This window comes from Nostoc sp. DedQUE08, assembly GCF_034530895.1.
GTDB lineage: Bacteria > Cyanobacteriota > Cyanobacteriia > Cyanobacteriales > Nostocaceae > Nostoc.
In genome coordinates, this window is the sequence record NZ_JAVRCD010000009.1 from 110,300 (window position 1) to 129,932 (window position 19,633).

Consider the following 19,633-nt stretch of genomic DNA (forward strand, 5'->3'; position numbering starts at 1 on the left):
AGTACTAAAAACGCAGTTTTTGTGAAAAGCTGCGTTTATAATTTTTATTAAAATCGCTCTGACAGATTATTAAAAGACCGATGTGGATGTAGTTGTCATATTCACTCGAGGCTCTTCACGCACATGTCGTCCTGTAACTACCATCTTCACCCCATTAGCAGGCGCAAGTGCAAAACCTCGACGTTGAGGATGCTCTGGCCGCTTACCAGCTAGAGCAAGTTGATAGCCTGACAGTACTTTTGCTAATACTAGCTTCATTTCAAACATAGCCAAAGCTTCACCTATACAGCGACGAACTCCACCACCAAAGGGCAAAAATTCATAAGTAGAAAATTCGTGTTCTAAAAAGCGTTCTGGTTTAAATTGCTGATGCTGCGGATATAAATCCTCACGCTGATGAGTCAGGTAAATACTGGGAACCAGTAATGTTCCAGAAGCTAAAGGATGTCCTAGTAGTTCACAGGGTTCTTGGACTATCCTGGGGAACGCGAACATTGCGATCGGGTGAATTCGCAATGTTTCATTACAAACAGCTGTGAGATAAGGTAGTTGGAAAATGCTCATGGGATCTGGGGAATCACCGAGGGAATCAAGTTCTTGAAGCAATTTATCTCGGACTTTCGGTAAATGATGAATCCAATACAATCCCCAAGCCATTGCTGTTGCCACTGTTTCATGTCCTGCTACCATCAGTGTCATCAAATCATCACGCAACTCTTGATCTGTCATCGGATTACCCGCTTCATCCCGCGCTAACATCAGCAAGGATAAAATATCGATGCGATCTGGATTAGGTTCTTCCCGGCGTTGGGCAATTTCAGCGTAAAGCAATTCATAAATTTGTTGCCGTTGACGCAGAAACCATCCCCAAGGACTCCAAGCTCCTAAATCTTGTTGCAGGAAGGGGAAAAAAAGGAAGCTAGAAGTAAAGGGTGAGCTAAAGAGATCCAAAAGCAACGCCATTAAGCGCTTGATTTTGTCGTAACGTCCTCCCTTATGCAAGCCAAAAATAGCTTGTAAAATAATTTGCAGAGAAATTTCCTGCATTGCAGTACGAGCTAAGAAGGGCTGATTTAGTGGTAACTGGCTAAAGACTTGTTCGGTGAGATTAGAAATCAAAGAGCCGTAGGCTCGCATTCTGTCGCCATGAAAGGAAGGCATTGTGAGTTTTCGCCGCCGTTTATGGTGTTCACCGTTCAGCATGAGGAGTGAATATTCCCCGGCTAAGGGTTCAAATATTTTGTTCCCTCTGCCAACGAATAAAAACTTCTTCCGATCGTTAGTGAAAATTTCCTTAATTGCTTGAGGATGGTTCACAAAAACCACAGTCTCCCCAAAACCAATTACCTCAGCAGTAAAAATGTCAGGATATTGCTGAGCTGCATTTTCCATAAAACTAACGGGGTCTGCAACCCACTGGATTTTCTGGAGCAAAGGGGGAGTTTTTAGTGGATTAGGTAGTTGCATTTGATTTTTCATACTGAAATTGCGTTATTTTTGTATTGTTAGTTATGGGGTAATATTGATTAACTTTGAAGCAGTAAAATTCTAGATGCTCCCAACACCTTTAAAAAAATCGTTGGGAGCATCGTGAAAAATATTCTCTGAGATAGTATATTTTTACTTATGATGGTAGTAAAACTTTCATGTTTGAAAGTACTTGCATATTGCTTTGAGATTTATCTAGCTCTAAAGTTTCTACTAACTCCAGTCTTTCTATAGTTTGATAGCGATCGGAATTAAAATACCAATCTAGATTGCCCCGTATCCAGGCATACATTCCTGAAATATACTTTGTAAGTTCAGCATCTACTTCTTCTCCAAAAGATGGCAGACATGCTTCTAGTTCGATCAGTTCTCGTACTTCTCGATCGTGGATATCGACTGCACGCTTAATCGCTATTTCTAGAGGTAGTCGCTGTTGATAGTACAATACTAATACTAAATTGTGAACATCACCACTTGCCATTTCTCTAGAATACGAAAAGATATCATTACACCAGGCAAGAATATTAATTGTCTTCTCCTTGAGTTTTTTGAAAATCTCGTGCTGTCGTAAAATATCAGGAATCAGCAATTGATCGCAAAATTCAATCAATACTACGGTAAGATCCCCCGCTGAACTTAAGTTTCGTATTCTGATATAAGTATCAATATCCGGTATTATTTCCTGTGCGCGGTTACTTGCTTCCTGTACACATCCAGCGAAGTATTCCTCAAAGCTAAAAACAAAGTGATCGAACCATTTTATGCTCCCTATTTGGAGCATCCGTTGTCGTAGGTCACTTAAAGCATAGCTAAGGTGTATATCCTTGCTTGTAAGTTCTGCTCCATTTAGTACTTCAATAAATCTTTGGTGAAAAAGCTTAAGTGCTTCAGGTTGTTGGCCTAAATCTGACATATCACATTGGTCATCCCAAATAAACAGCCAACTGAACAAATCACTGGCAATCTTTATTTTTTCTAGATTGCAGTAAGGATAAGCACCTGCTACGAGCTTGAAAAAATTTGACTTGGTGAAACGTCGATAAACTGATTCATTTGCCAGTAGGTTAAAGCGAGTTACCCATTCAAGAGCATACTCTTCTAAAACATCAATATGCTTATTGATATGGGATGAAAATGGACAGTATAAATCGGAGGAAAGTAATTCCTTCATAGAAATATATTAGTTAGAAGTAACTAACATAAAGTACAGGATAATAAAATCAATAGACTCATAGAGAGCCTATAAAAACTTTTGAAAATAACTCACTGTAACACCATATATATACAGTGTGTAGATCGTATTTACGTCACCGTACTGTTAGTAGTGTGTAAATCTACATGAGTATTTTTAAAGTTAAACAATATTGTTCTATGTTTTAAAAAAAAATAACCGTAAATATACCGTAATTGTCTAAAATGATATTTTTTTATAAAAAAAATTACATCTAGGAATACTCATGATAAACACTGTTGACTAAATGAAAAAATTAACTTATGGCATCAACAATATTTTTCTTGATAGCGCTACTCTTATAAAAAGACAAGGGTATAAATAACTAATTTCAGAGCGATCGCCTTTATAAAAAAGGATTTTAAACTTTGGCGTATCGATGTCCATTAGCGATTGCCCCAACGCAAAGCTATAGGCAATTTAGCGTGAAAATGTTGCTGTTATCAGAGTTTTTGGGAACTATAGGGTTGTCAGACGATAAATTGGCAGCCTGTCTACCAATAAAATAGAGGGGAATTAGCTGCGATCGCAAGGCAAAAGGCAATAACTAACAATGAATAAAATTAATTTAAATATATGAATGAAAAACCAGATATGAAAATGCTTTATACTCCAGAAGATAGTTTAATCTTAGTGGTAGATGATACTACTACTAATTTAGAAATTGTCTTTGATACATTAACTAATGTAGGCTTTAAAGTTATCACAGAAAATGATGGAGAAAAAGCACTTAAACAGGTTGAATTTCAACTTCCCGATTTAATTTTATTAGATGTGATGATGCCAGGAATAGATGGATTTGAAACTTGCAAAAGACTAAAAGAAAATTCAGCTACTTGTGATATCCCCGTAATTTTTATGACAGCTAATTCTGATACTCATAGTAAGGTAAAGGGTCTAAATATAGGAGCAGTTGATTATATCACAAAACCCTTTCATCAAGAAGAATTATTAGCTAGAATTAAAACCCATCTTCAATTACGAAATCTCACAAAAACTTTAGAAAAACGAGTTTTAGAAAGGACATCAGCATTATCTAGGGCATTAAAAGACTTACAAGAGTCTCAACTTCAGCTTGTACAGACGGAAAAAATGTCTGCTCTTGGTCAATTAGTAGCAGGAGTTGCTCATGAAATTAATAATCCAGTTGGTTTTATTCATGGCAATCTTGGACACGCTTCAGTATATTTCCAAAACATGATTAACATTATTGACCTTTATCAGGAACACTATCCTAATCCAGTTCCAGAAATTCAAGAGGAAATTGCAGCGATAGATTTGAAGTATATACTTGCCGATCTACCTAATTTAATTTCCTCAATGAAAGAGGGAATTCAGCGCATTCGCAACATTAGTACTAGCTTGAGAACCTTTTCTCGAGCAGATAGCGATCGCAAAGTGTATTGCAACATTCATGATGGTATAGACAGTACAATTATGATTCTAAAACACCGTTTAAAAGCATCCGAAGATCGACCCGATATTCAAGTAATTAGAGATTACGATATATTGCCAGAATTAGAATGTTTTATCGGACAACTCAATCAAGTATTTATGAATTTATTAGCTAATGCTATTGATGCTTTAGAGGAGTCTAATATAGGACTTACCTATATGGAAATTGATGCAAATCCTAATCAAATTTTGATTCAAACCACTCTCACTGAAGATAAAAATTATATCTCGATTAGGATTAAAGATAATGGCGTGGGAATGTCGGCTGATGTCCAACAAAAAATCTTTGACTATTTATTCACCACCAAGCCTGTGGGTCAAGGCACAGGATTAGGCTTATCAATTGCTCGTCAGATTGTTGTCGAAAAACATGGAGGAACTCTAGAGGTAAATTCATCAATAGGGCAAGGTTCAGAATTTATCATTAAACTTCCTATTTAATAATTATAGTAAGCTACATTTATTAACATAATAAATAAATTTATGTTCGAGGCAGTAGTAGACCACAGTAACGATCCAGATTCTCTTGCAGCAGTTGAAGAAATTCTTCAGCAATGTGCCAGTTCTATTGCAAAAGATATACCAAAAGCTGGGATTATTTTTGCTGGCTAACCTTTTAAGACTCGATCTAATTCCCCACTCTTGAAGGAGGGTTAGAAAAAATAATGGGGACTTAACCTAGAAGAGACTATGCAAAACCGTAAACTGTCACAACGATAAGGCTCATAATTTCTTATCGACATTTTTTCATTAGAACCAAAAGCAAACATTAAATTCTCAAAATAAAAAGATTAAGTAGTTACTTTAGAGAAATTTTGGGGAACTCTATAAGTGTACTTCCAAGATTGTATTCTCAAAATTTATGATCGATGTACCCAAGGACTCAATAGCTACGCTTAATCTTTCTTTAGAACGCGACATATTTTTACGTACACTAATCAGAGAATTATCTGGTACTTTGCAGGATGTAGTGGGTTTAAAAGAAGCTTCGGGATTTATTAGCGTTGTTGGTGAAAGGATGGGAAGGCAGATTAACCAAGATTATAAATCTGCCCTGGAGATATCTAACCTTTCTCGTAGGCAGGTAGCTGATGTCTTGATTGATTTAAAAAAACGAATCCAGGGCGATTTTTATGTCATTGAGCAGAATGATGAAAAAATTGTCTTTGGCAACCGCGTTTGCCCATTTGGCGATAAAGTAATTAATCGCCCTGCCATGTGCATGATGACTTCAAACGTTTTTGGAACGATCGCAGCTAATAATCTAGGATATGCAAAAGTAGAATTGCAAGAGACAATAGCAGAAGGTAATTCTGGATGTAAAGTTATTGTTTACTTAAAACTTACAGAAGAGGCAGAAGATGCAGAAGGTCGAGAATACTTTAGGGGACTAGAATCTGTGTAAATCCTTCACTATCGAACAAAATAACTCCAGGATTAAGCTTAGTGCAGATATGTAAAGTAGAGTCAAACCGTGAAAGTAGAAGCCCCATGACTCCTGAACAATTTCTTGAATTTGCCAGAGTTTTACCAGAACCTTTACTTCTGGTAAGTGGAGAGGGTCAGCTGTTAGCTACCAATCAACCATTAGCAGATATGTTGGGGTTACGCCGTCAAGAATTGCAGGGAAAAATACTTTTTGAAATTGTAACTGAGCCTGCTAACGATATTGTAAAGTATCTGCAAGCTTGTTCAAGTAGCAGGGCAATGGTGATTGGCTCTTTGACTTTACGAAAGAATGATGGACAAACGTTAATATGTCGTAGCCAAGGAGCCGTTATTCAACCTTGGTCTCCTGAATCTTCAGCTTTAATTCTCTTACGCTTGGAAAATAGAACTCTGACCAGCAGTAATTTCGTTCTCTTGAACGAAAAAATTGATGAGTTAGCCAAAGAAATTCAGAGACGGAAACAAGCAGAGGAAGCGCTCAAGAAAGCGAATCAAGAGCTAGAAATTCGGGTCGAGGAACGTACAACTGCTTTACAAGACACACTAAATGAGCTAAAGCTTACCCAAACTCAGCTTATCCAAGCTGAGAAAATGTCTAGTTTAGGTCAGATGGTCGCTGGTATTGCTCATGAAATTAATAACCCCGTGAGTTTTATTTATGGGAACCTTCACCACGCTCATAAATATACTCAGGATTTACTGAAATTAATCGAAGCTTATCAACAAGCTTTTCCAAATACTCTTCCAGAAATCCAACAGCAAGTAGAAGAAATAGACTTAGATTTTTTGATTCAAGATATAACCAAACTCTTCCAATCCATGAAAGTGGGAGCAGAACGCATTCAGGAAATTGTTAAATCACTACGTAATTTTTCCAGGCTGGATGAAGCAGAACTTAAGCAAGTCAATATTCATGAAGGAATTGATAGTACCTTGATGATTTTGGAGCATCGCCTGCAAGCTAGGCATGAGTACCCAGAAATCAAAGTCATCAAAAAATATAGTCAGCTACCAAATGTAACTTGCTATCCTGGTCAACTCAATCAAGTGTTTATGAATATTCTTGCTAATGCAATCGATGCACTGGAAGCATCAGCGCTCAACAGTCAGTATTCAGAAGTAAATACACAAAAAACTGAAAGTCAAAAACTGATAAATAATAATCCCCAAATTCAAATTAAAACTGAGCTAATCGATGAAAAATGGATAGAAGTTAGTATTGCTGATAATGGTTTGGGGATAAATGAACAAGTTCGCTCAAAGCTATTCGATCCGTTTTTTACCACTAAAACTGTGGGTAAAGGTACTGGACTAGGGCTATATATAAGCTATCAAATTATAGTTGAAAAACATAACGGGCAACTTAACTGTTTTTCTATTCCAGAAAAAGGTGCAGAATTTGTAATTAAAATACCTATTCAATCAGCTTTATAAAATTTAAGTTAAAAGATATAACAACGCCTGTATGCTAATTAGCAAACAGGCGTGTTTTTGATTACAAAATCTGGTTGAGACTCAGTTATATCTTGGCAGTAGAATCAACAGAGGATTCCGACTGACTAACCGAATCTAACTTTGGTAAAAGCAGTGGATTTTCTGCTTTTACATTAGTGTTGATTGTTGCTTGCAAAAATGCGGTATGGGAAATAGAGTTGTTAGCCAGCGTAAACAGTGGATTTGACAAAATCCCTGCTATAGAAGTGGCAATAAATGTTACCACCAACCCAACCTGCAAAGGTCTTAACCCAGGCAAATCCCAACGCACTTGGGGATAATTCTTCACTGCGTCGGACATTTCATGGGGTTCTTTTACTACCATCATCTTAACTACGCGAATGTAGTAGTAGATGGAGACGACGGTGGTAACTAAGCCCAGCAAAACTAACCAATAAAGTCCTGCTTGCCAACCAGCCCAGAATAAGTAAATCTTGCCGAAAAACCCAGCTAATGGTGGAATACCACCCAAGGAAAGCAGGGAGATACTCAACGCTAGTGTTAGGAGTGGGTCTTTCTGATATAAGCCAGAGTATTCGGCAATCTGGTCGGTTCCTGTCCGCAGTGAAAACAGAATGATGCAGGTAAAGCCGCACAGGTTCATGAACAGGTAAACCAGTAAGTAGAATATCATACTGGCGTATCCTGCCTGAGTACCAGCAATCAAGCCAATCATCACAAACCCAGCTTGGGCAATCGATGAATAAGCTAGCATCCGTTTCATGCTGGTTTGGGCTAGGGCGACTACGTTACCCAAAATCATGCTGAGAACGGCTAGAGCTGTGAAGACAAACCTCCACTCGTCAGCAACAAGGGGGAAGGCTGTTGTTAACAAGCGGATGGCTAAGGCAAAACCAGCTGCTTTGGAACCGACAGATAAAAAGGCGATGACTGGGGTGGGAGCGCCTTCGTAAACGTCTGGTGTCCACTGGTGGAAGGGTGCAGCGGAGATTTTGAAGCCAATACCCGCGATCGCAAATACCAGGGCAATCACTAAACCTAAAGATTGTCCCACTTTTGCTGTGGCAATGCCATTAGCGATCGCACTAAGTTCGGTTTGTCCTCCAGATAGTCCATACAGCAGGGATACACCGTACAAAAATATTGCTGTACTGGAAGCTCCAATTAACAAGTATTTCAGCGCCGCTTCGTTGGAGCGGGGGTCACGCTTGGTATAACCTGTCAACAAGTAAGAGGAGATACTCAGGGTTTCTAGGGAGATGAAAATCATCACCAACTCACTAGCCCCGGATAAAAACATCCCTCCCAAAGTAGCACTCAGCAAAATAGCGAGAAATTCTGCTAAAGAGGTGCCACTCTGCTCAACGTAGCGAATTGACATCAGTATAGTCACAATCGCAGACAAGGCAATAATACCGCGAAAGACGATACTCAAGTCATCACTATTAAAGCCACCGGTAAAACCGATAGGATTGGGAGAGTCCCATTGAAAATATAGGGCGACAATCGAAGCAAATAAACCTGCGATCGCTAGATATCCAATCCAGCGTCCAGATGTACGCCCCAAAATCAAATCAACAATCAAAACCCCCAAGAGGGTGAGAATAACAATCCCCTCTGGCAAAATCGTTCCAGCGTTTAACTGGGATGCAATATTAGCAAAATCCATGAGATGTATAGGTTTTGGGGATTAGACATTAAGGCTAACTCTGTTCACTCTAGCAAGTTTTCTAATCCCCGGACTAGCTCTTTTAACAAGAGCTTAACAGCTTGGGTGCAGATAGCGATTGCACCAACTTCACCAGCTTACCAGCAGCTTTCTCAGTATCCAGAGATTCACTTAACAACTTTCCTACTTCGTTTTTCAGGCGTGACTTTTAGCGAATATCATAAATAATTATGCCGCAACCGATGCGATCGCCACCGACAAAAAGCTCATAAAATTAATAAGGGCACAGCAATGCTGTGCCCGTACAATATTCATAACTCCTAAATTTATTAAAAATCGGCGGATGGCAGCTTGCCTTGTAGCGACTGAAATTTAGACTGAACACAGTTGGCACAATTACAACCAACTCGATCGATAATCGGCTGAGATGTTTGAATCAAGTTTGGTGTTGCCAGATCGGGAATTTGTTGTGTAGATACTACCGTCATAATTTGGGTAGCGTATGTAGATTTTAGGCTAGATGCGTTTGCTGGATTGACTACCAGCAGCATGGATATCAGAAATGCGGGACAGGCAAGTAAAATCAGTTTGACAATTTTCATAATTCACACAAAGATAGCTTTGCTGATACAGCATAGCTAATAAATTGCCCAGCTTCAATTTTAATTACCAAGTATTGCTCAACTACGCCCGAATCCTTGACCCCGCAAAACCTTTGACCATACAAGTAATTCGCCCTGTTCACCCCCTGCGGCCAATAACTTACCTTGGGGATGCCAAGCTAGGCTAGAAAATCCTCCAGAGACACCTGTGATAATTTGGGATACTTCTTTGGCTTGGTTCCACAAACATAACCAGCCGTCAGCAGCAGCAGAAGCCAGAAGGAAGCTTTTGGGTGCAAAGGCGATCGCATTAATCACACCCACATGATTAGTTAATACTCGTGCTTCCCAACCTAATGAATCATCCTCTAGCTTTTCCCAGACTACAATACCTTCAACGCTAGAAGATGCCAATATTGGCGCACCTACTTTGGTCATAGCTTCTGACCATGCCAATTGGCGAATTTTACCAGGGAAGCCGCGCATCACCCAAGGATCGGGGTTGTTCCATTCCAAAACGGTGACACTACGATCCATGTTGCCAGAAGCCAGGAATTTACCATCGGGCGACCAAGCCATCGCTAAACTGACAGTAGTCATATCTAAACTGTATGGTTCTTCATCCCAGTTTTGACTATGCCAAATCTTCATTCCTTTGTAACCACCAATAGCCAAATACTGCCCATCAATGCGCCAATCTATACCCAGTACTGAAGAGTTGTCGAAATTCAGCGTCACGACAATTTCACGAGTCTCTGCATCCCAGACTTGGACGTAACGCCCCAAACTAAAAGCGAGTTGGTTACTGGTGTAATTCCAAGCTAGCTTGTCAACCCATGCGGGAGCATTTTCTAACGTGGCGATTAATTCAGTGTCGCGCCAAATTTTTACCTGTCCATCTTGTCCGCCAACGGCTAAAAATTTTCCATCTGGTGAAAAAGCTAGACAGTCTACTGATTTAGCGTTACCAGTTTGTAAGGTTGTGAGTTCGCCATCATTCCACAAAACTACTTCTCCAGCGGCGGAAGTTGCTGCTAAAGTTTGACCTTGTGGCGACCAAGCGATCGCAGTTACATAATCTGAAAGTGTCCCCGAATAGTGTTGTTCAAATTCCTTAGATTTGCTGGTTGTGGTGTTCATAATTTTCTACAAGAGTGAGGAGTTAGAAGTTAGAAGTTAGGAATTTTTAACTCATCACTCATAACTCCTAACTCCTAACTTTTTATTTACGCTAAACAAGCGAGAAAATCTTGCTTGAGTTGGGCTGCATCAAGGTTGCGGCCGATGAAGACTAGTTCGTTTTTAGGAGTTTCGCTGGGTTTCCAGGGGCGATCGGGTTTGCCATCAAATATCATGTGTACCCCTTGGAAGACAAATCGATTATCTTCTCCAGCAATATTTAAAATGCCTTTCATCCGAAAAATATCGGGGCCTTGAGTACGCAGTAATTCCGAAAGCCAAGCGTTTAATTTTTCTCCATCAACTGCACCTGCTTCTACTAAAGCTACAGAATAGACAGTTTCATCGTGTACGTGGGCATCTTCGCCTAAGAAATCTGGATCGATTTCTAATGCGCGTTCTAAATCAAAGGCTTTTACACCTAATAAAGCATCCATTCCTAGTTCAGAATTTTGGGTACGGTAGATTTTTGCGATCGCATTCATCGCCCGAATCCGTTTTTCTAATTCATTCAACTCTTCTGGCGCTACTAAATCTGTTTTATTAAGTAAAATTACATCGGCAAAAGCAATCTGTTCTTGGGCTTCGTCTGCATCCCAGTGCTGCCAAATGTGCTTGGCATCTACGACTGTCACCACTGCATCGAGAGACAGTTGACTTTGCAAATCTTCATCAACAAAAAATGTCTGAATCACTGGCGCAGGATCGGCTAATCCAGTTGTTTCAATTACTAAATGATCGAATTTATCGCGCCGCTTCATCAAATTGCCAATGATGCGAATTAAATCGCCGCGTACTGTACAACAGATACAGCCATTGTTCATTTCAAATATTTCTTCATCTGCATCGATAATCAATTGATTATCAATACCCACTTCCCCAAATTCATTAACAATCACAGCAACTTTTTTGCCATGTTCGTAGGTGAGGATGTGATTGAGTAGAGTCGTTTTACCTGCTCCCAAATAGCCTGTAAGAACAGTAACGGGAACTGAATTGTTGATTACGTCAGCCACCATACTCTAAATTCCTCTTGTCTCACCTTGTGGATAATCATTATCGCCCATGATAAATCTTTTTATATTTTTGTGCGAACTTGCTGTTATTTTGGGTTTCAGCAAAATAATCACATAATTTAATCAAGAAGCACTTTATTTTTGTGCATCTGTAATAAGTAATAAATATTTATAAGTTGGCATAGCTTGGTAGGAATATTGCATCTAAGCTAGTCCACTCTACCGTAAGTTGCAGGTTAGTAGCTTGACAATATGAGGAAATCTATGATAATCATCACATAAAAAACTATACTTTGATGGAGAAGCGTGGTGGTTTCAAAAAACACTAGCTGCTCGAAAAAGCAAGTAACTCAAACAGGTCAAGCATCTGCATTTATTCCAGTTAGCTTTTTAGTTAAATTTCAAGTGGCATTAGAAATTTCATTTTTATGCCTTTGGTTATCTATGTTGCCGATGGGCAACGCCTGGGGACAAGAGAAGGAGCGCACACTGAGTGTTTCAAGTTACCAAGAACCAAACAGGAATTATTGTGGCTCTGAAAGAACAGCTAGAGCTAGGCAAAGAATTGGTTCACAAGCTGTTTCTGATTTAGTTAAAGCGTTACGAAACCAGGATACAAAACTGCGTGCCGATGCTGCTCACCTGTTGGGAAGCATTGATAAAAAAGTAGCTAGTCAGGTAATTCCAAACTTAATTACCGCCTCAAAAAACGATCCAGATGCGGAAGTTCGCGTTTGTGCTGTCTCAGCTTTGATTAGCATTGCTGGCAACGACTTAAATAAATCTACCCCTGACGTGAAAGCAGTCATCCCCGTTGTCATTGCAGCACTCAAAGACAGTGATACGGAAGTGCGGTTAGCTGCGCTCATAGCTTTTCGATCTATGAGTTTTACTTATTCTAGCGATGACAACTTTAACGTCAAACTCACAAACGAACTGAAAGCAGCAATTCCCGTACTCATGGAAACACTCAAAGATGACAACGAGCAAGTGCGATCAAATGCTACTAGTGCTTTGAGTAATATGGCGAAAGATACAACATCGCTATTTCCTGTAATTATCCAAGCATTGAAAGACAAAAATGATTTGGTTCGTATAAGTGCTGCCTCTATTTTGGGAAGGGTTGGTATTTGGGAACGCAAGAGTGAAGAAGTAGTAAAAGCCGTGCCTGTACTCATCACAGCTTTAAAAGAGGATAAAAATGCAAAAGTTCGCTCAAATGCTGCCTATGCTTTGAAATTCATCGGTGAAAAAGCAGCAACCGCAGTCCCCGCACTTATTGAAGCTTTGAAAAATGATTTGGACTTTCAGGTTCGTTCAAGTGCTGCCTCTGCCTTAGAAAGCATGGGAGAAAAAGCAGCAACAGCCGTCCCGGTGCTTATTGAAGCTTTGAAGAAACCGGAGTTTAGCTATAATGCAGAAGAAGCTTTGGGACGCATCGCTGAAAGCTGGCAAGATAACGCAACTAAGCTATCTAATCAAGAAGTGGATCTCGCCATATCCTACTTAGAAACGGCTTTAAATATTGTAGAAAATCCCAAGTCTGAGTATGCAAATTTATTTGGATTTGCAGAAGGAAAAAAACGTTTGCGTCGCTCTCTTAATTTCCTCAAAAAAGAAAAAGATTCCCGCTTGTTTTCTAAAACCCGCCCAAGGTAGGGAAGCAGTAGTTTGAACTAATTTTAATCTCGCACCAAGGCGCAAAATGATTCTTTGCGTCTTGGTATGAGGATTGAATTTTATCGGGAGAACAAAAAATCTTGAACTCCTTCTAAAACAACTGCTGGATATTCTTCATGCAATCCCAAAGAACCAGGAATGACAACGCTTCTCACTCCTGGTAAGGCTACCAAAGCGTTCATTTCTTCTCGTGATTTAGGGGGGCTGGATTCTCCAATTACTACCATGAGCGGTACGGTTAAAGATTTTACAAGTTCCAAAAAATCAGATTGTTCGCGTACAGCATCGAGATTACCAGTTACAAAGGCAGCAGATGCAAATCGCGCTCCTGGTTGTTGAGTCGTGTGCCACTTTTTCTCAATGAAACTGGGTGTAATTTTAGCCGCGTCAGTAAAAACATGACGGCGGTACATGAAACTTAAAAAGGATGGGGTAGTGTTGAGTTTGTAGAGAACTTGACCAAGTATAGGCGATCGCACCAATTCTCTCACAACGCCAGCTATCTGTTGACTTGCCCCCATTGTTGGTAAAGGCCCACGCCAAGTAGGAGCCAACAATACAATTTTTGAGAAAGCAGCCTGTTTGACAGCTAATTGTAAAACGTATGTAGCAGCATGACCAGCCGCCACCACGGTAATGGGAGTATTAAAAATAGCTTTGACAAAATCTTCCAGAAAGTGCTGATATATTTCTGGTCGGTAATTCAAACTAGGGCGAGAAGATTCACCAAATCCAGGCCAGTCTATGGCTACAACTTGAAAATTGGGAGCTAGTAACTTGGCAAGTTCGCCGACTTCCAAACGCGTCGAAACACTGCTGAAAGATGGTAGTAGCAATAACGGTGAACCTTTACCAAGGGTTTCATAAACAACGCGCAATTGCTGATTTTCCCAATTCCAGAGATATTCTTGAACTACTCCACCAAAGCCAGTAGCAACAGAAGTAGATAATAAATTTGTTGACATAAGACTAAATTTATTATTAAAAGTCAGGGGTAAAGCAGGGCTATTTCATTTTCATCTAGTCCGCTTGGGGCTGCCTATGCAGCCATAAAATAGCCATTGTCAGCCCTATTTATTGGCTATTAACCAGCGTCCGCTCTTAGATTTGAGAAGTCATGTTTTTTGAGTCGTTCAATCTCGATGAAGATCATGAGCTTATCACCATCATTCCAATTCCAGGCCAATTCGTCATCCGAATTAGCTGTAAATAGCGAAATCCACTCTGCTCCCGGAGTTGGATCATATGCAAGAGTACAATGCGATGGATATCCGAGAAGATAGTCATCACTCTGGTGTAAAGCATTCCGAAGATCGCCATAAGATGCACATAGCTCATCTGTCTGAAATGGCCACTCGTCAACTTGATATTCGTCAAAGGGAAGATCGAATGTCTGTCTAAATGTGATTGTGCAGCTTGAGCCTCTTGCAACCAAATCAGGCGGTACAGTAGGAACAAGTTTTGTTATGTCACTAAAGAATTCTGCATGAATATAGTCCGCATCTCCCCAAAAAATATCGCTTTCGCCATCAGGGTCATCAGCTACGAAAAGGCTTAATAGTCCGCGCTCAGGCAAACCAGCATTAACTTGTGGAATTTCTGCAAAGTTAAACTGGCCAAGGAAGCGGTAAAGTCCTAGATGGTGAGTTGGCCACTCGAACCTTTCTGGCAAATCAGGCGATCCATTATAATGACTTCCAGCTAAGTTAATGCCAGAGTCAGATCGGATAATTTCTATCGCGGGGCGGAGAACACGACATAAATAGTCTTGGTGTAATGCGATTGGTGTTCGCTCAAACATCCGCAAGAAGTTTGTTACGTCCATCCTTATTCAATCAGTTCTGAAATTGTCCAGATAATAGCTAAGGTCAGCCACAAACATCCTAAATCTCCTAGTCAGCTTCGTGACACGCTTCACCTTTACACAAGACTTTGACAAAATAAGTTATAAAGCCTTGATGCATCGAGTACAACATACAAATGTTATTGCTGAGGTAGAACCATAATTATTTACACTTATCTGTTTAGCTAGGTAAATCTAACTTACATTCCAATGCTTTTTTTTGCATTGTTTTAAAAATGTTGTAAAATCCATTAGCGCGGGAAGGTGTCAAGCTAACATTTAAACCTGTTTCTTGAATAAAATCTGGAGTAAGTTGGACAATCTCACTTGGCGTTAACCCGTGTAATCCTTCAACCAGAAGCCCGACTAATCCTTTGGTTAATTGGGAGTCGGAATCGCCCTGAAATACAACTTTACCGTCATCCAAAGCTGCTGTGATATAAACTTGAGACACGCAACCAGGAACTTTATTTTCGGGTAATTTATCAGCTTCTGGGAACTCATTGAGCTTCTGAGCATACCAGATTAGCTGTTCGTAGCGTCGTTTCGGTTCGGAAGCGCGTTGAAAGCGCTGGACAATTTTAGCGAGCGCAGGTGGCAAAGAATCTAGAATTGAGGACATAACAGAAGCTGCAAACGATCGGTATCACCTTGAGTGTAGATTATCTTGAAAGCGATCGCGCCTCTGGTTCTCTTGGCATTATCAAGCTTGCCATTACTGACTCTAATTTATCAAATCCAGCTAATTACTGCGTAGGCACAGCCCAACCTAGGCATCGCATCCCCATCGTCCAGGTTTTTCAATGCCTTTAATTACAAAAACTTAATTTTATTCTAAATAGAAAACTATATAACTTCGTAGCATATTCTCTGCGTACCTCTGCGCTTACCTTTGCGTCCCTCTGCGTTGAAATTTCAACCCTCAATTCTCCACGATTTGACAATGCGATGCTTACGCACTTACAAAATTAGCTGCAAGTATATTTAACCAAGCAGCTAGATAATTATCAACAATAATTAAAAATTAAAAATCAAAAAAAAATTCTGATTTTTAATTTTTAACTTCTCTCCCTTAACGATTAATTCGTAGTTTGTGCAGCTAACATCTGCTTCAGCTTTTCTAATTCCGAAGCCCAACGCGGATCTGGACGAATAGCGTCTGAATCGGTGGTTGTGGTGCTGGTTTCGCGAGAACCACCGCCACCGCCGCCACGACGAGGCTTCTTAGAGCTTTTCTCACGACGGCTACCTTCTCTGTTGGGGGCAGGAGTTGGCGTACTATTATTAGCAAGAGTAACTGGTTTAGGAGCTTGCTCGTCGCCCTCTTCACCCTTTGTGCGAGGTAATGCCTTCTCTAGCTTAATGGGAGTGTCTTTGAACATCTGACCATTATACTTTTCAATAATTTCGTCAGCTTGTTCGTCATTGTTGACTGTAAGAAAACCGAAACCACGGCATTTGCCAGTTTTGCGGTCTTTAATTAATTTAGTAGTTACAGCATCACCTTCTGCTGCAAAAACGGCTTGCAGATCTTGACGATCTATTTCATCTTTAGGCAAATTACCTATATATAGGCGAACGGACATGAACTATACCTCCAGAGTTGAATGAACATGGCAAGGCAAGAAAACAATCACTTAGCTTTGGCTTTTAAATAGATGCTATTGACCAAGACTGCCATAAACCAATTTTTTTGCTCGAAACTGTCAACTTATACAACAATACAGTTTTTCGTCGGGATCAAGCTTGTTTAATCCAAAGGCTCACACTAATGGTGAGTTAATAACACCTTAATTCTAAGAATTGTAAATTTAATAGCCTATTGCCTGCTAAAGTACACGCTTTCTTCTATGCCCTTTTTCGCAGAATCAAATACCATTCCTTACATTACCACGGTATTTTCTACGTAGCTAGTTTAGCGCCTACATTTTCAGCATTACTATTACTAGATCGTAACATAAAACACATTTTTTTATGCAAGTGAGCATATTTTGAAACAAAAACCAGCCAGTGGCTGGTTAATTTGCTGCTGTGTTGGGAGGATAAAAAGGTATAGAGCGGGGAAAAAGCACCTAAATCCACAACTAAGCGGTGATGCTGAGTTATGTCGGTTGCTCTTGTTTGTGTAAATAAATGTAACATTTGTTAAGGAAACCTGCAACTTTTCTTTACATTCCAATTTGTCCTTTGTCCTTTGTTGATAACCAATGACCAATGACTAATGACTAATGACCAATGACTAATGACCAATGACCAATGACTAACCAGTTAGAAAGACGTATGCGCCCCAAGCCTGTGCTGCAACAGCTAAAAAAGTAGACCAAATAGGATGAGGGCTATGAATGGTTTTACCACTTTGAGTTTCTAGGGTTTGGATATCGATCCAAGGTGTTGCTCCTCGCCGGAACCAACCTGTGACGATAATTTGCCGCCCGATTAGATCCTGGTGATTGACTGACTGTCCTAGCCAAGAAATGTGGTGCAATTTCACCAAACCTGCGCTGGATTGCAAGATTAAATCTTGCGCTAGGGTGTTACTAGTGCCTTGACGACCTAATAATTTACCCACAAGACGCACGCTGACGCTATCAATAGGTAAGGCAGAAGGGTCAGCTAACAGGTTGGGTAAGCTGTCGTCAGTTTGTACGGTGGCAGGTTTAATATCGGGGAAGAAAGAATTAATCCGCATCACAGTACCGATGCTAAAGCCAATCAGAAGGCAGCCTGTAATAAAAGACCAATCTTCATATATCCACTTTAGATTTAAAAACTTGAGTGTGAATGCTAGTTGCCAGGTTAGCCAGACGAAAGCTGCAAACAGAACCCCTAGAGGAATTCCCAACCAGGGAGCGACTTGTAATAGAAAAGACTGACGCTTAACCTTTGATGGAACGCTATCAAAATGTAGTTCGGTGTCTAGATGCCAGTGACGGGCTATTTGACAGAGGCGTTCGATGCGATCGCCCATTAAAGGATGGCTATTATTAATCGTAAACCATCGGCGATAGGGATTGGCCGTATCCCACTTTAAAAAGGATTCAAAAGATAGATTACTGGCAATAGTGCCCAAAGATAAACTCTGTTGGTAGCTGACTGGTGTTAAAAGATTTAAGCTTTCCAGTTGCCAACTGGTGTGTTCTTGTTTTTGGATATCAGCGGCGATGCCAATGGCAATTTTGAGTAAAGCGCGAATCAGAGCATTGGGATTACCAGTAATTTCAGCAGCGACGCGATCGCTATAATAAAGCCGCAACCGCGACAACCACAATCCAGTTCCAGTCAGCAAACACCAAATTCCATAAATTAGACTTGCCAGAATTGTCACTGGCCAACGCCAAATTTTCGCTGATATTTTGTCTCCCAACTCCGACACTTGCTGATATAGCTTGTGAGTTGGTAGTGTAACCAACAGCAACAAAGACATTACAGCAAAATCCCAGTGAGCAATATGCCCTAGCTGCGTGGCGTAAATAATGGCGATTTCATCATCTGCCAGCTGCTCTAATAGCCCTTGACTCACAACAATCCTGGCATTACGTGGTAAACTACCATAAGTCAGAATAATTGGTGCAGCCGTTGGTAAAATCCGCAGTTTGGGTAACGGCCAGTGCCGCTGTTGGGAACAACGTTGTAGCACCCGAACAGCTTCGCGGCTATGAGTATTCAATACATCTTTCGGAAATTCTCGCTGACCATACAAGTTCGCCAGTAGCAGATCCAGCAACCAAGGTGATACCCCGATTAAAATCACCAATGCGATCAGCAACAGTTGAGTAGGATCTTGGTATAAAAACTGTATTGGCTCCAGATAAGGTAGTTTGACTAAAGTCTGGTTGATTAATCCTAATGCCAACTTGAGGATTTCTCGTATTACCCAAAACAGGGCGATAAATGTCCCTGCCGATAGTAGCCGCAAGGGAATTAATTTTGGTTTACGTAGTGGTTGCCATGCTTTGGCTCGTTGTGCTTGCCGCCAATAAATAACGCCGAATAATTTGGCTTGAGTGCGGGTAACAGAACCCATGAAGCCGCTTAGGGGTGTAGCCAATGGTGGCGGTGGTGGCGGTGTCGCTAATGTCGCTTTGAGTCTAGCTAGTGGCACCATCGGCGGGATGTCGTCGCTTTTGGTTTCTATGACTCGATCGTTTGGTTTTTCCTCTGATGTAGGAGTTTCCGGGGGAGTAATGGGGGTTGAATCTGCTGGCGTTGAATTCTCAAAGGGAACAAATCCAGTTTCGACTTTTTTTGATTCTCGATCGGATTTTTTACGTTTTGTCAGGTGTTCGAGAGCGCGTGTTGCCCACTCTTGAACTTGCGGATTGTTACTCTCAATGAGATTCTGGGAAATAGCGATCGCTTTGGAAACTTCGCCAGTGCGAGCATAAGCCATCACTAAACCAACCTGAGCTTGTAAGCTAGCAGTCCCATTATGGCTGCTAGCAATAGGTTCTAGTTGAGCGATCGCTGTTTGGTAATTTCCCTGCTTGAGGGCAACTAAACCAGCCTCCAAAGATGGTTTGGCATGTGAAGGCATACAAATTCTGGCACTCCAATCTCTTCTAAATG

General features: G+C 40.5%; 18 protein-coding genes. 7 read left to right on the top strand and 11 right to left on the bottom strand.

Annotated elements, in window-relative coordinates; all coding sequences use genetic code 11:
* Positions 1-69: 69 nt before the first annotated feature.
* Both RMY64_RS08655 and RMY64_RS08660 read right to left on the bottom strand, forming a co-directional pair.
* Positions 70-1,467 (bottom strand): cytochrome P450, encoded by a 1,398-nt coding sequence (locus tag RMY64_RS08655; RefSeq protein ID WP_322672062.1) that lies wholly within the window; start codon positions 1,465-1,467, stop codon positions 70-72.
* A gap of 157 nt (positions 1,468-1,624) precedes the next feature.
* On the bottom strand, positions 1,625-2,659 hold the full coding sequence (locus tag RMY64_RS08660) for a terpene synthase family protein (RefSeq protein ID WP_322699821.1): 1,035 nt from the start codon (positions 2,657-2,659) through the stop codon (positions 1,625-1,627).
* A 636-nt stretch (positions 2,660-3,295) separates the two neighbouring features.
* Between RMY64_RS08660 and RMY64_RS08665 the strand changes: the two genes are divergently transcribed.
* From RMY64_RS08665 to RMY64_RS08680, 4 genes are all read left to right on the top strand, one after another.
* Positions 3,296-4,615: a response regulator gene (locus tag RMY64_RS08665; protein WP_322699822.1), complete on the top strand. Its 1,320-nt coding sequence runs from the start codon at positions 3,296-3,298 to the stop codon at positions 4,613-4,615.
* A 42-nt stretch (positions 4,616-4,657) separates the two neighbouring features.
* A complete protein-coding gene (locus RMY64_RS08670; protein WP_322684910.1) occupies positions 4,658-4,786 on the top strand; it encodes a hypothetical protein in 129 nt (42 codons plus the stop codon).
* Positions 4,787-5,036: 250 nt separating this feature from the next.
* A complete protein-coding gene (locus tag RMY64_RS08675; RefSeq protein WP_322684909.1) occupies positions 5,037-5,579 on the top strand; it encodes a methanogen output domain 1-containing protein in 543 nt (180 codons plus the stop codon).
* Between the two features lie 86 nt (positions 5,580-5,665).
* Complete coding sequence (locus RMY64_RS08680; protein ID WP_322699823.1) at positions 5,666-7,057, top strand: ATP-binding protein; 1,392 nt, start codon at positions 5,666-5,668, stop codon at positions 7,055-7,057.
* A gap of 85 nt (positions 7,058-7,142) precedes the next feature.
* Here RMY64_RS08680 and RMY64_RS08685 read toward each other — a convergent pair whose 3' ends face one another.
* Positions 7,143-8,747 (bottom strand): NAD(P)H-quinone oxidoreductase subunit N, encoded by a 1,605-nt coding sequence (locus RMY64_RS08685; protein ID WP_322699824.1) that lies wholly within the window; start codon positions 8,745-8,747, stop codon positions 7,143-7,145.
* Positions 8,748-8,750: 3 nt separating this feature from the next.
* On the opposite strand from RMY64_RS08685, the gene RMY64_RS08690 reads away from it, so the two are divergent.
* On the top strand, positions 8,751-8,975 hold the full coding sequence (locus tag RMY64_RS08690; protein WP_322699825.1) for a hypothetical protein: 225 nt from the start codon (positions 8,751-8,753) through the stop codon (positions 8,973-8,975).
* A 101-nt stretch (positions 8,976-9,076) separates the two neighbouring features.
* Here RMY64_RS08690 and RMY64_RS08695 read toward each other — a convergent pair whose 3' ends face one another.
* The 3 genes from RMY64_RS08695 to RMY64_RS08705 all read right to left on the bottom strand — a co-directional run bounded on the left by RMY64_RS08695 (position 9,077) and on the right by RMY64_RS08705 (position 11,547).
* Complete coding sequence (locus tag RMY64_RS08695) at positions 9,077-9,349, bottom strand: hypothetical protein (protein WP_322699826.1); 273 nt, start codon at positions 9,347-9,349, stop codon at positions 9,077-9,079.
* A 78-nt stretch (positions 9,350-9,427) separates the two neighbouring features.
* Positions 9,428-10,489: a WD40 repeat domain-containing protein gene (locus tag RMY64_RS08700; protein ID WP_322699827.1), complete on the bottom strand. Its 1,062-nt coding sequence runs from the start codon at positions 10,487-10,489 to the stop codon at positions 9,428-9,430.
* A gap of 86 nt (positions 10,490-10,575) precedes the next feature.
* A complete protein-coding gene (locus RMY64_RS08705; protein WP_322671994.1) occupies positions 10,576-11,547 on the bottom strand; it encodes a GTP-binding protein in 972 nt (323 codons plus the stop codon).
* A gap of 306 nt (positions 11,548-11,853) precedes the next feature.
* Between RMY64_RS08705 and RMY64_RS08710 the strand changes: the two genes are divergently transcribed.
* Positions 11,854-13,203, top strand: coding sequence for a HEAT repeat domain-containing protein (locus RMY64_RS08710; RefSeq protein ID WP_322699828.1), 1,350 nt, complete (start codon positions 11,854-11,856; stop codon positions 13,201-13,203).
* Positions 13,204-13,283: 80 nt separating this feature from the next.
* On the opposite strand, the gene RMY64_RS08715 is transcribed toward RMY64_RS08710, so the two are convergent.
* From RMY64_RS08715 to RMY64_RS08725, 3 genes are all read right to left on the bottom strand, one after another.
* The gene (locus RMY64_RS08715; protein WP_322699829.1) at positions 13,284-14,189 is read right to left on the bottom strand and encodes an alpha/beta hydrolase; all 906 of its coding nucleotides are present in this window, start codon (positions 14,187-14,189) and stop codon (positions 13,284-13,286) included.
* A gap of 119 nt (positions 14,190-14,308) precedes the next feature.
* Positions 14,309-15,049 carry a DUF1963 domain-containing protein gene (locus RMY64_RS08720; protein WP_322699830.1) on the bottom strand — a complete coding sequence of 247 codons (741 nt, stop codon included), beginning with the start codon at positions 15,047-15,049 and terminating at the stop codon, positions 14,309-14,311.
* A 199-nt stretch (positions 15,050-15,248) separates the two neighbouring features.
* A complete protein-coding gene (locus tag RMY64_RS08725) occupies positions 15,249-15,689 on the bottom strand; it encodes a SufE family protein (protein WP_322671991.1) in 441 nt (146 codons plus the stop codon).
* A gap of 29 nt (positions 15,690-15,718) precedes the next feature.
* Here RMY64_RS08725 and RMY64_RS08730 point away from each other — a divergent pair, with 29 nt between their 5' ends.
* A complete protein-coding gene (locus tag RMY64_RS08730) occupies positions 15,719-15,880 on the top strand; it encodes a hypothetical protein (protein WP_322699831.1) in 162 nt (53 codons plus the stop codon).
* 266 nt (positions 15,881-16,146) lie between these two features.
* On the opposite strand, the gene RMY64_RS08735 is transcribed toward RMY64_RS08730, so the two are convergent.
* Together RMY64_RS08735 and RMY64_RS08740 are read right to left on the bottom strand one after the other, a co-directional pair.
* Positions 16,147-16,653, bottom strand: coding sequence for an RNA-binding protein (locus tag RMY64_RS08735; protein WP_322671990.1), 507 nt, complete (start codon positions 16,651-16,653; stop codon positions 16,147-16,149).
* A gap of 674 nt (positions 16,654-17,327) precedes the next feature.
* On the bottom strand, positions 17,328-19,601 hold the full coding sequence (locus RMY64_RS08740) for a M48 family metalloprotease (RefSeq protein WP_322671989.1): 2,274 nt from the start codon (positions 19,599-19,601) through the stop codon (positions 17,328-17,330).
* Positions 19,602-19,633 lie beyond the last annotated feature (32 nt).

Excerpts from the sequence above, each read along its gene's own strand:
- RMY64_RS08655 (WP_322672062.1), bottom strand. The coding sequence starts at position 1,467 with ATGCAACTACCTAATCCACTAAAAACTCCCCCTTTGCTCCAGAAAATC.
- RMY64_RS08660 (WP_322699821.1), bottom strand. The coding sequence starts at position 2,659 with ATGAAGGAATTACTTTCCTCCGATTTATACTGTCCATTTTCATCCCAT.
- RMY64_RS08665 (WP_322699822.1), top strand. The coding sequence starts at position 3,296 with ATGAATGAAAAACCAGATATGAAAATGCTTTATACTCCAGAAGATAGT.
- RMY64_RS08670 (WP_322684910.1), top strand. The coding sequence starts at position 4,658 with ATGTTCGAGGCAGTAGTAGACCACAGTAACGATCCAGATTCTCTTGCA.
- RMY64_RS08675 (WP_322684909.1), top strand. The coding sequence starts at position 5,037 with ATGATCGATGTACCCAAGGACTCAATAGCTACGCTTAATCTTTCTTTA.
- RMY64_RS08680 (WP_322699823.1), top strand. The coding sequence starts at position 5,666 with ATGACTCCTGAACAATTTCTTGAATTTGCCAGAGTTTTACCAGAACCT.
- RMY64_RS08685 (WP_322699824.1), bottom strand. The coding sequence starts at position 8,747 with ATGGATTTTGCTAATATTGCATCCCAGTTAAACGCTGGAACGATTTTG.
- RMY64_RS08690 (WP_322699825.1), top strand. The coding sequence starts at position 8,751 with ATGTATAGGTTTTGGGGATTAGACATTAAGGCTAACTCTGTTCACTCT.
- RMY64_RS08695 (WP_322699826.1), bottom strand. The coding sequence starts at position 9,349 with ATGAAAATTGTCAAACTGATTTTACTTGCCTGTCCCGCATTTCTGATA.
- RMY64_RS08700 (WP_322699827.1), bottom strand. The coding sequence starts at position 10,489 with ATGAACACCACAACCAGCAAATCTAAGGAATTTGAACAACACTATTCG.
- RMY64_RS08705 (WP_322671994.1), bottom strand. The coding sequence starts at position 11,547 with ATGGTGGCTGACGTAATCAACAATTCAGTTCCCGTTACTGTTCTTACA.
- RMY64_RS08715 (WP_322699829.1), bottom strand. The coding sequence starts at position 14,189 with ATGTCAACAAATTTATTATCTACTTCTGTTGCTACTGGCTTTGGTGGA.
- RMY64_RS08720 (WP_322699830.1), bottom strand. The coding sequence starts at position 15,049 with ATGGACGTAACAAACTTCTTGCGGATGTTTGAGCGAACACCAATCGCA.
- RMY64_RS08725 (WP_322671991.1), bottom strand. The coding sequence starts at position 15,689 with ATGTCCTCAATTCTAGATTCTTTGCCACCTGCGCTCGCTAAAATTGTC.
- RMY64_RS08735 (WP_322671990.1), bottom strand. The coding sequence starts at position 16,653 with ATGTCCGTTCGCCTATATATAGGTAATTTGCCTAAAGATGAAATAGAT.
- RMY64_RS08740 (WP_322671989.1), bottom strand. The coding sequence starts at position 19,601 with ATGCCTTCACATGCCAAACCATCTTTGGAGGCTGGTTTAGTTGCCCTC.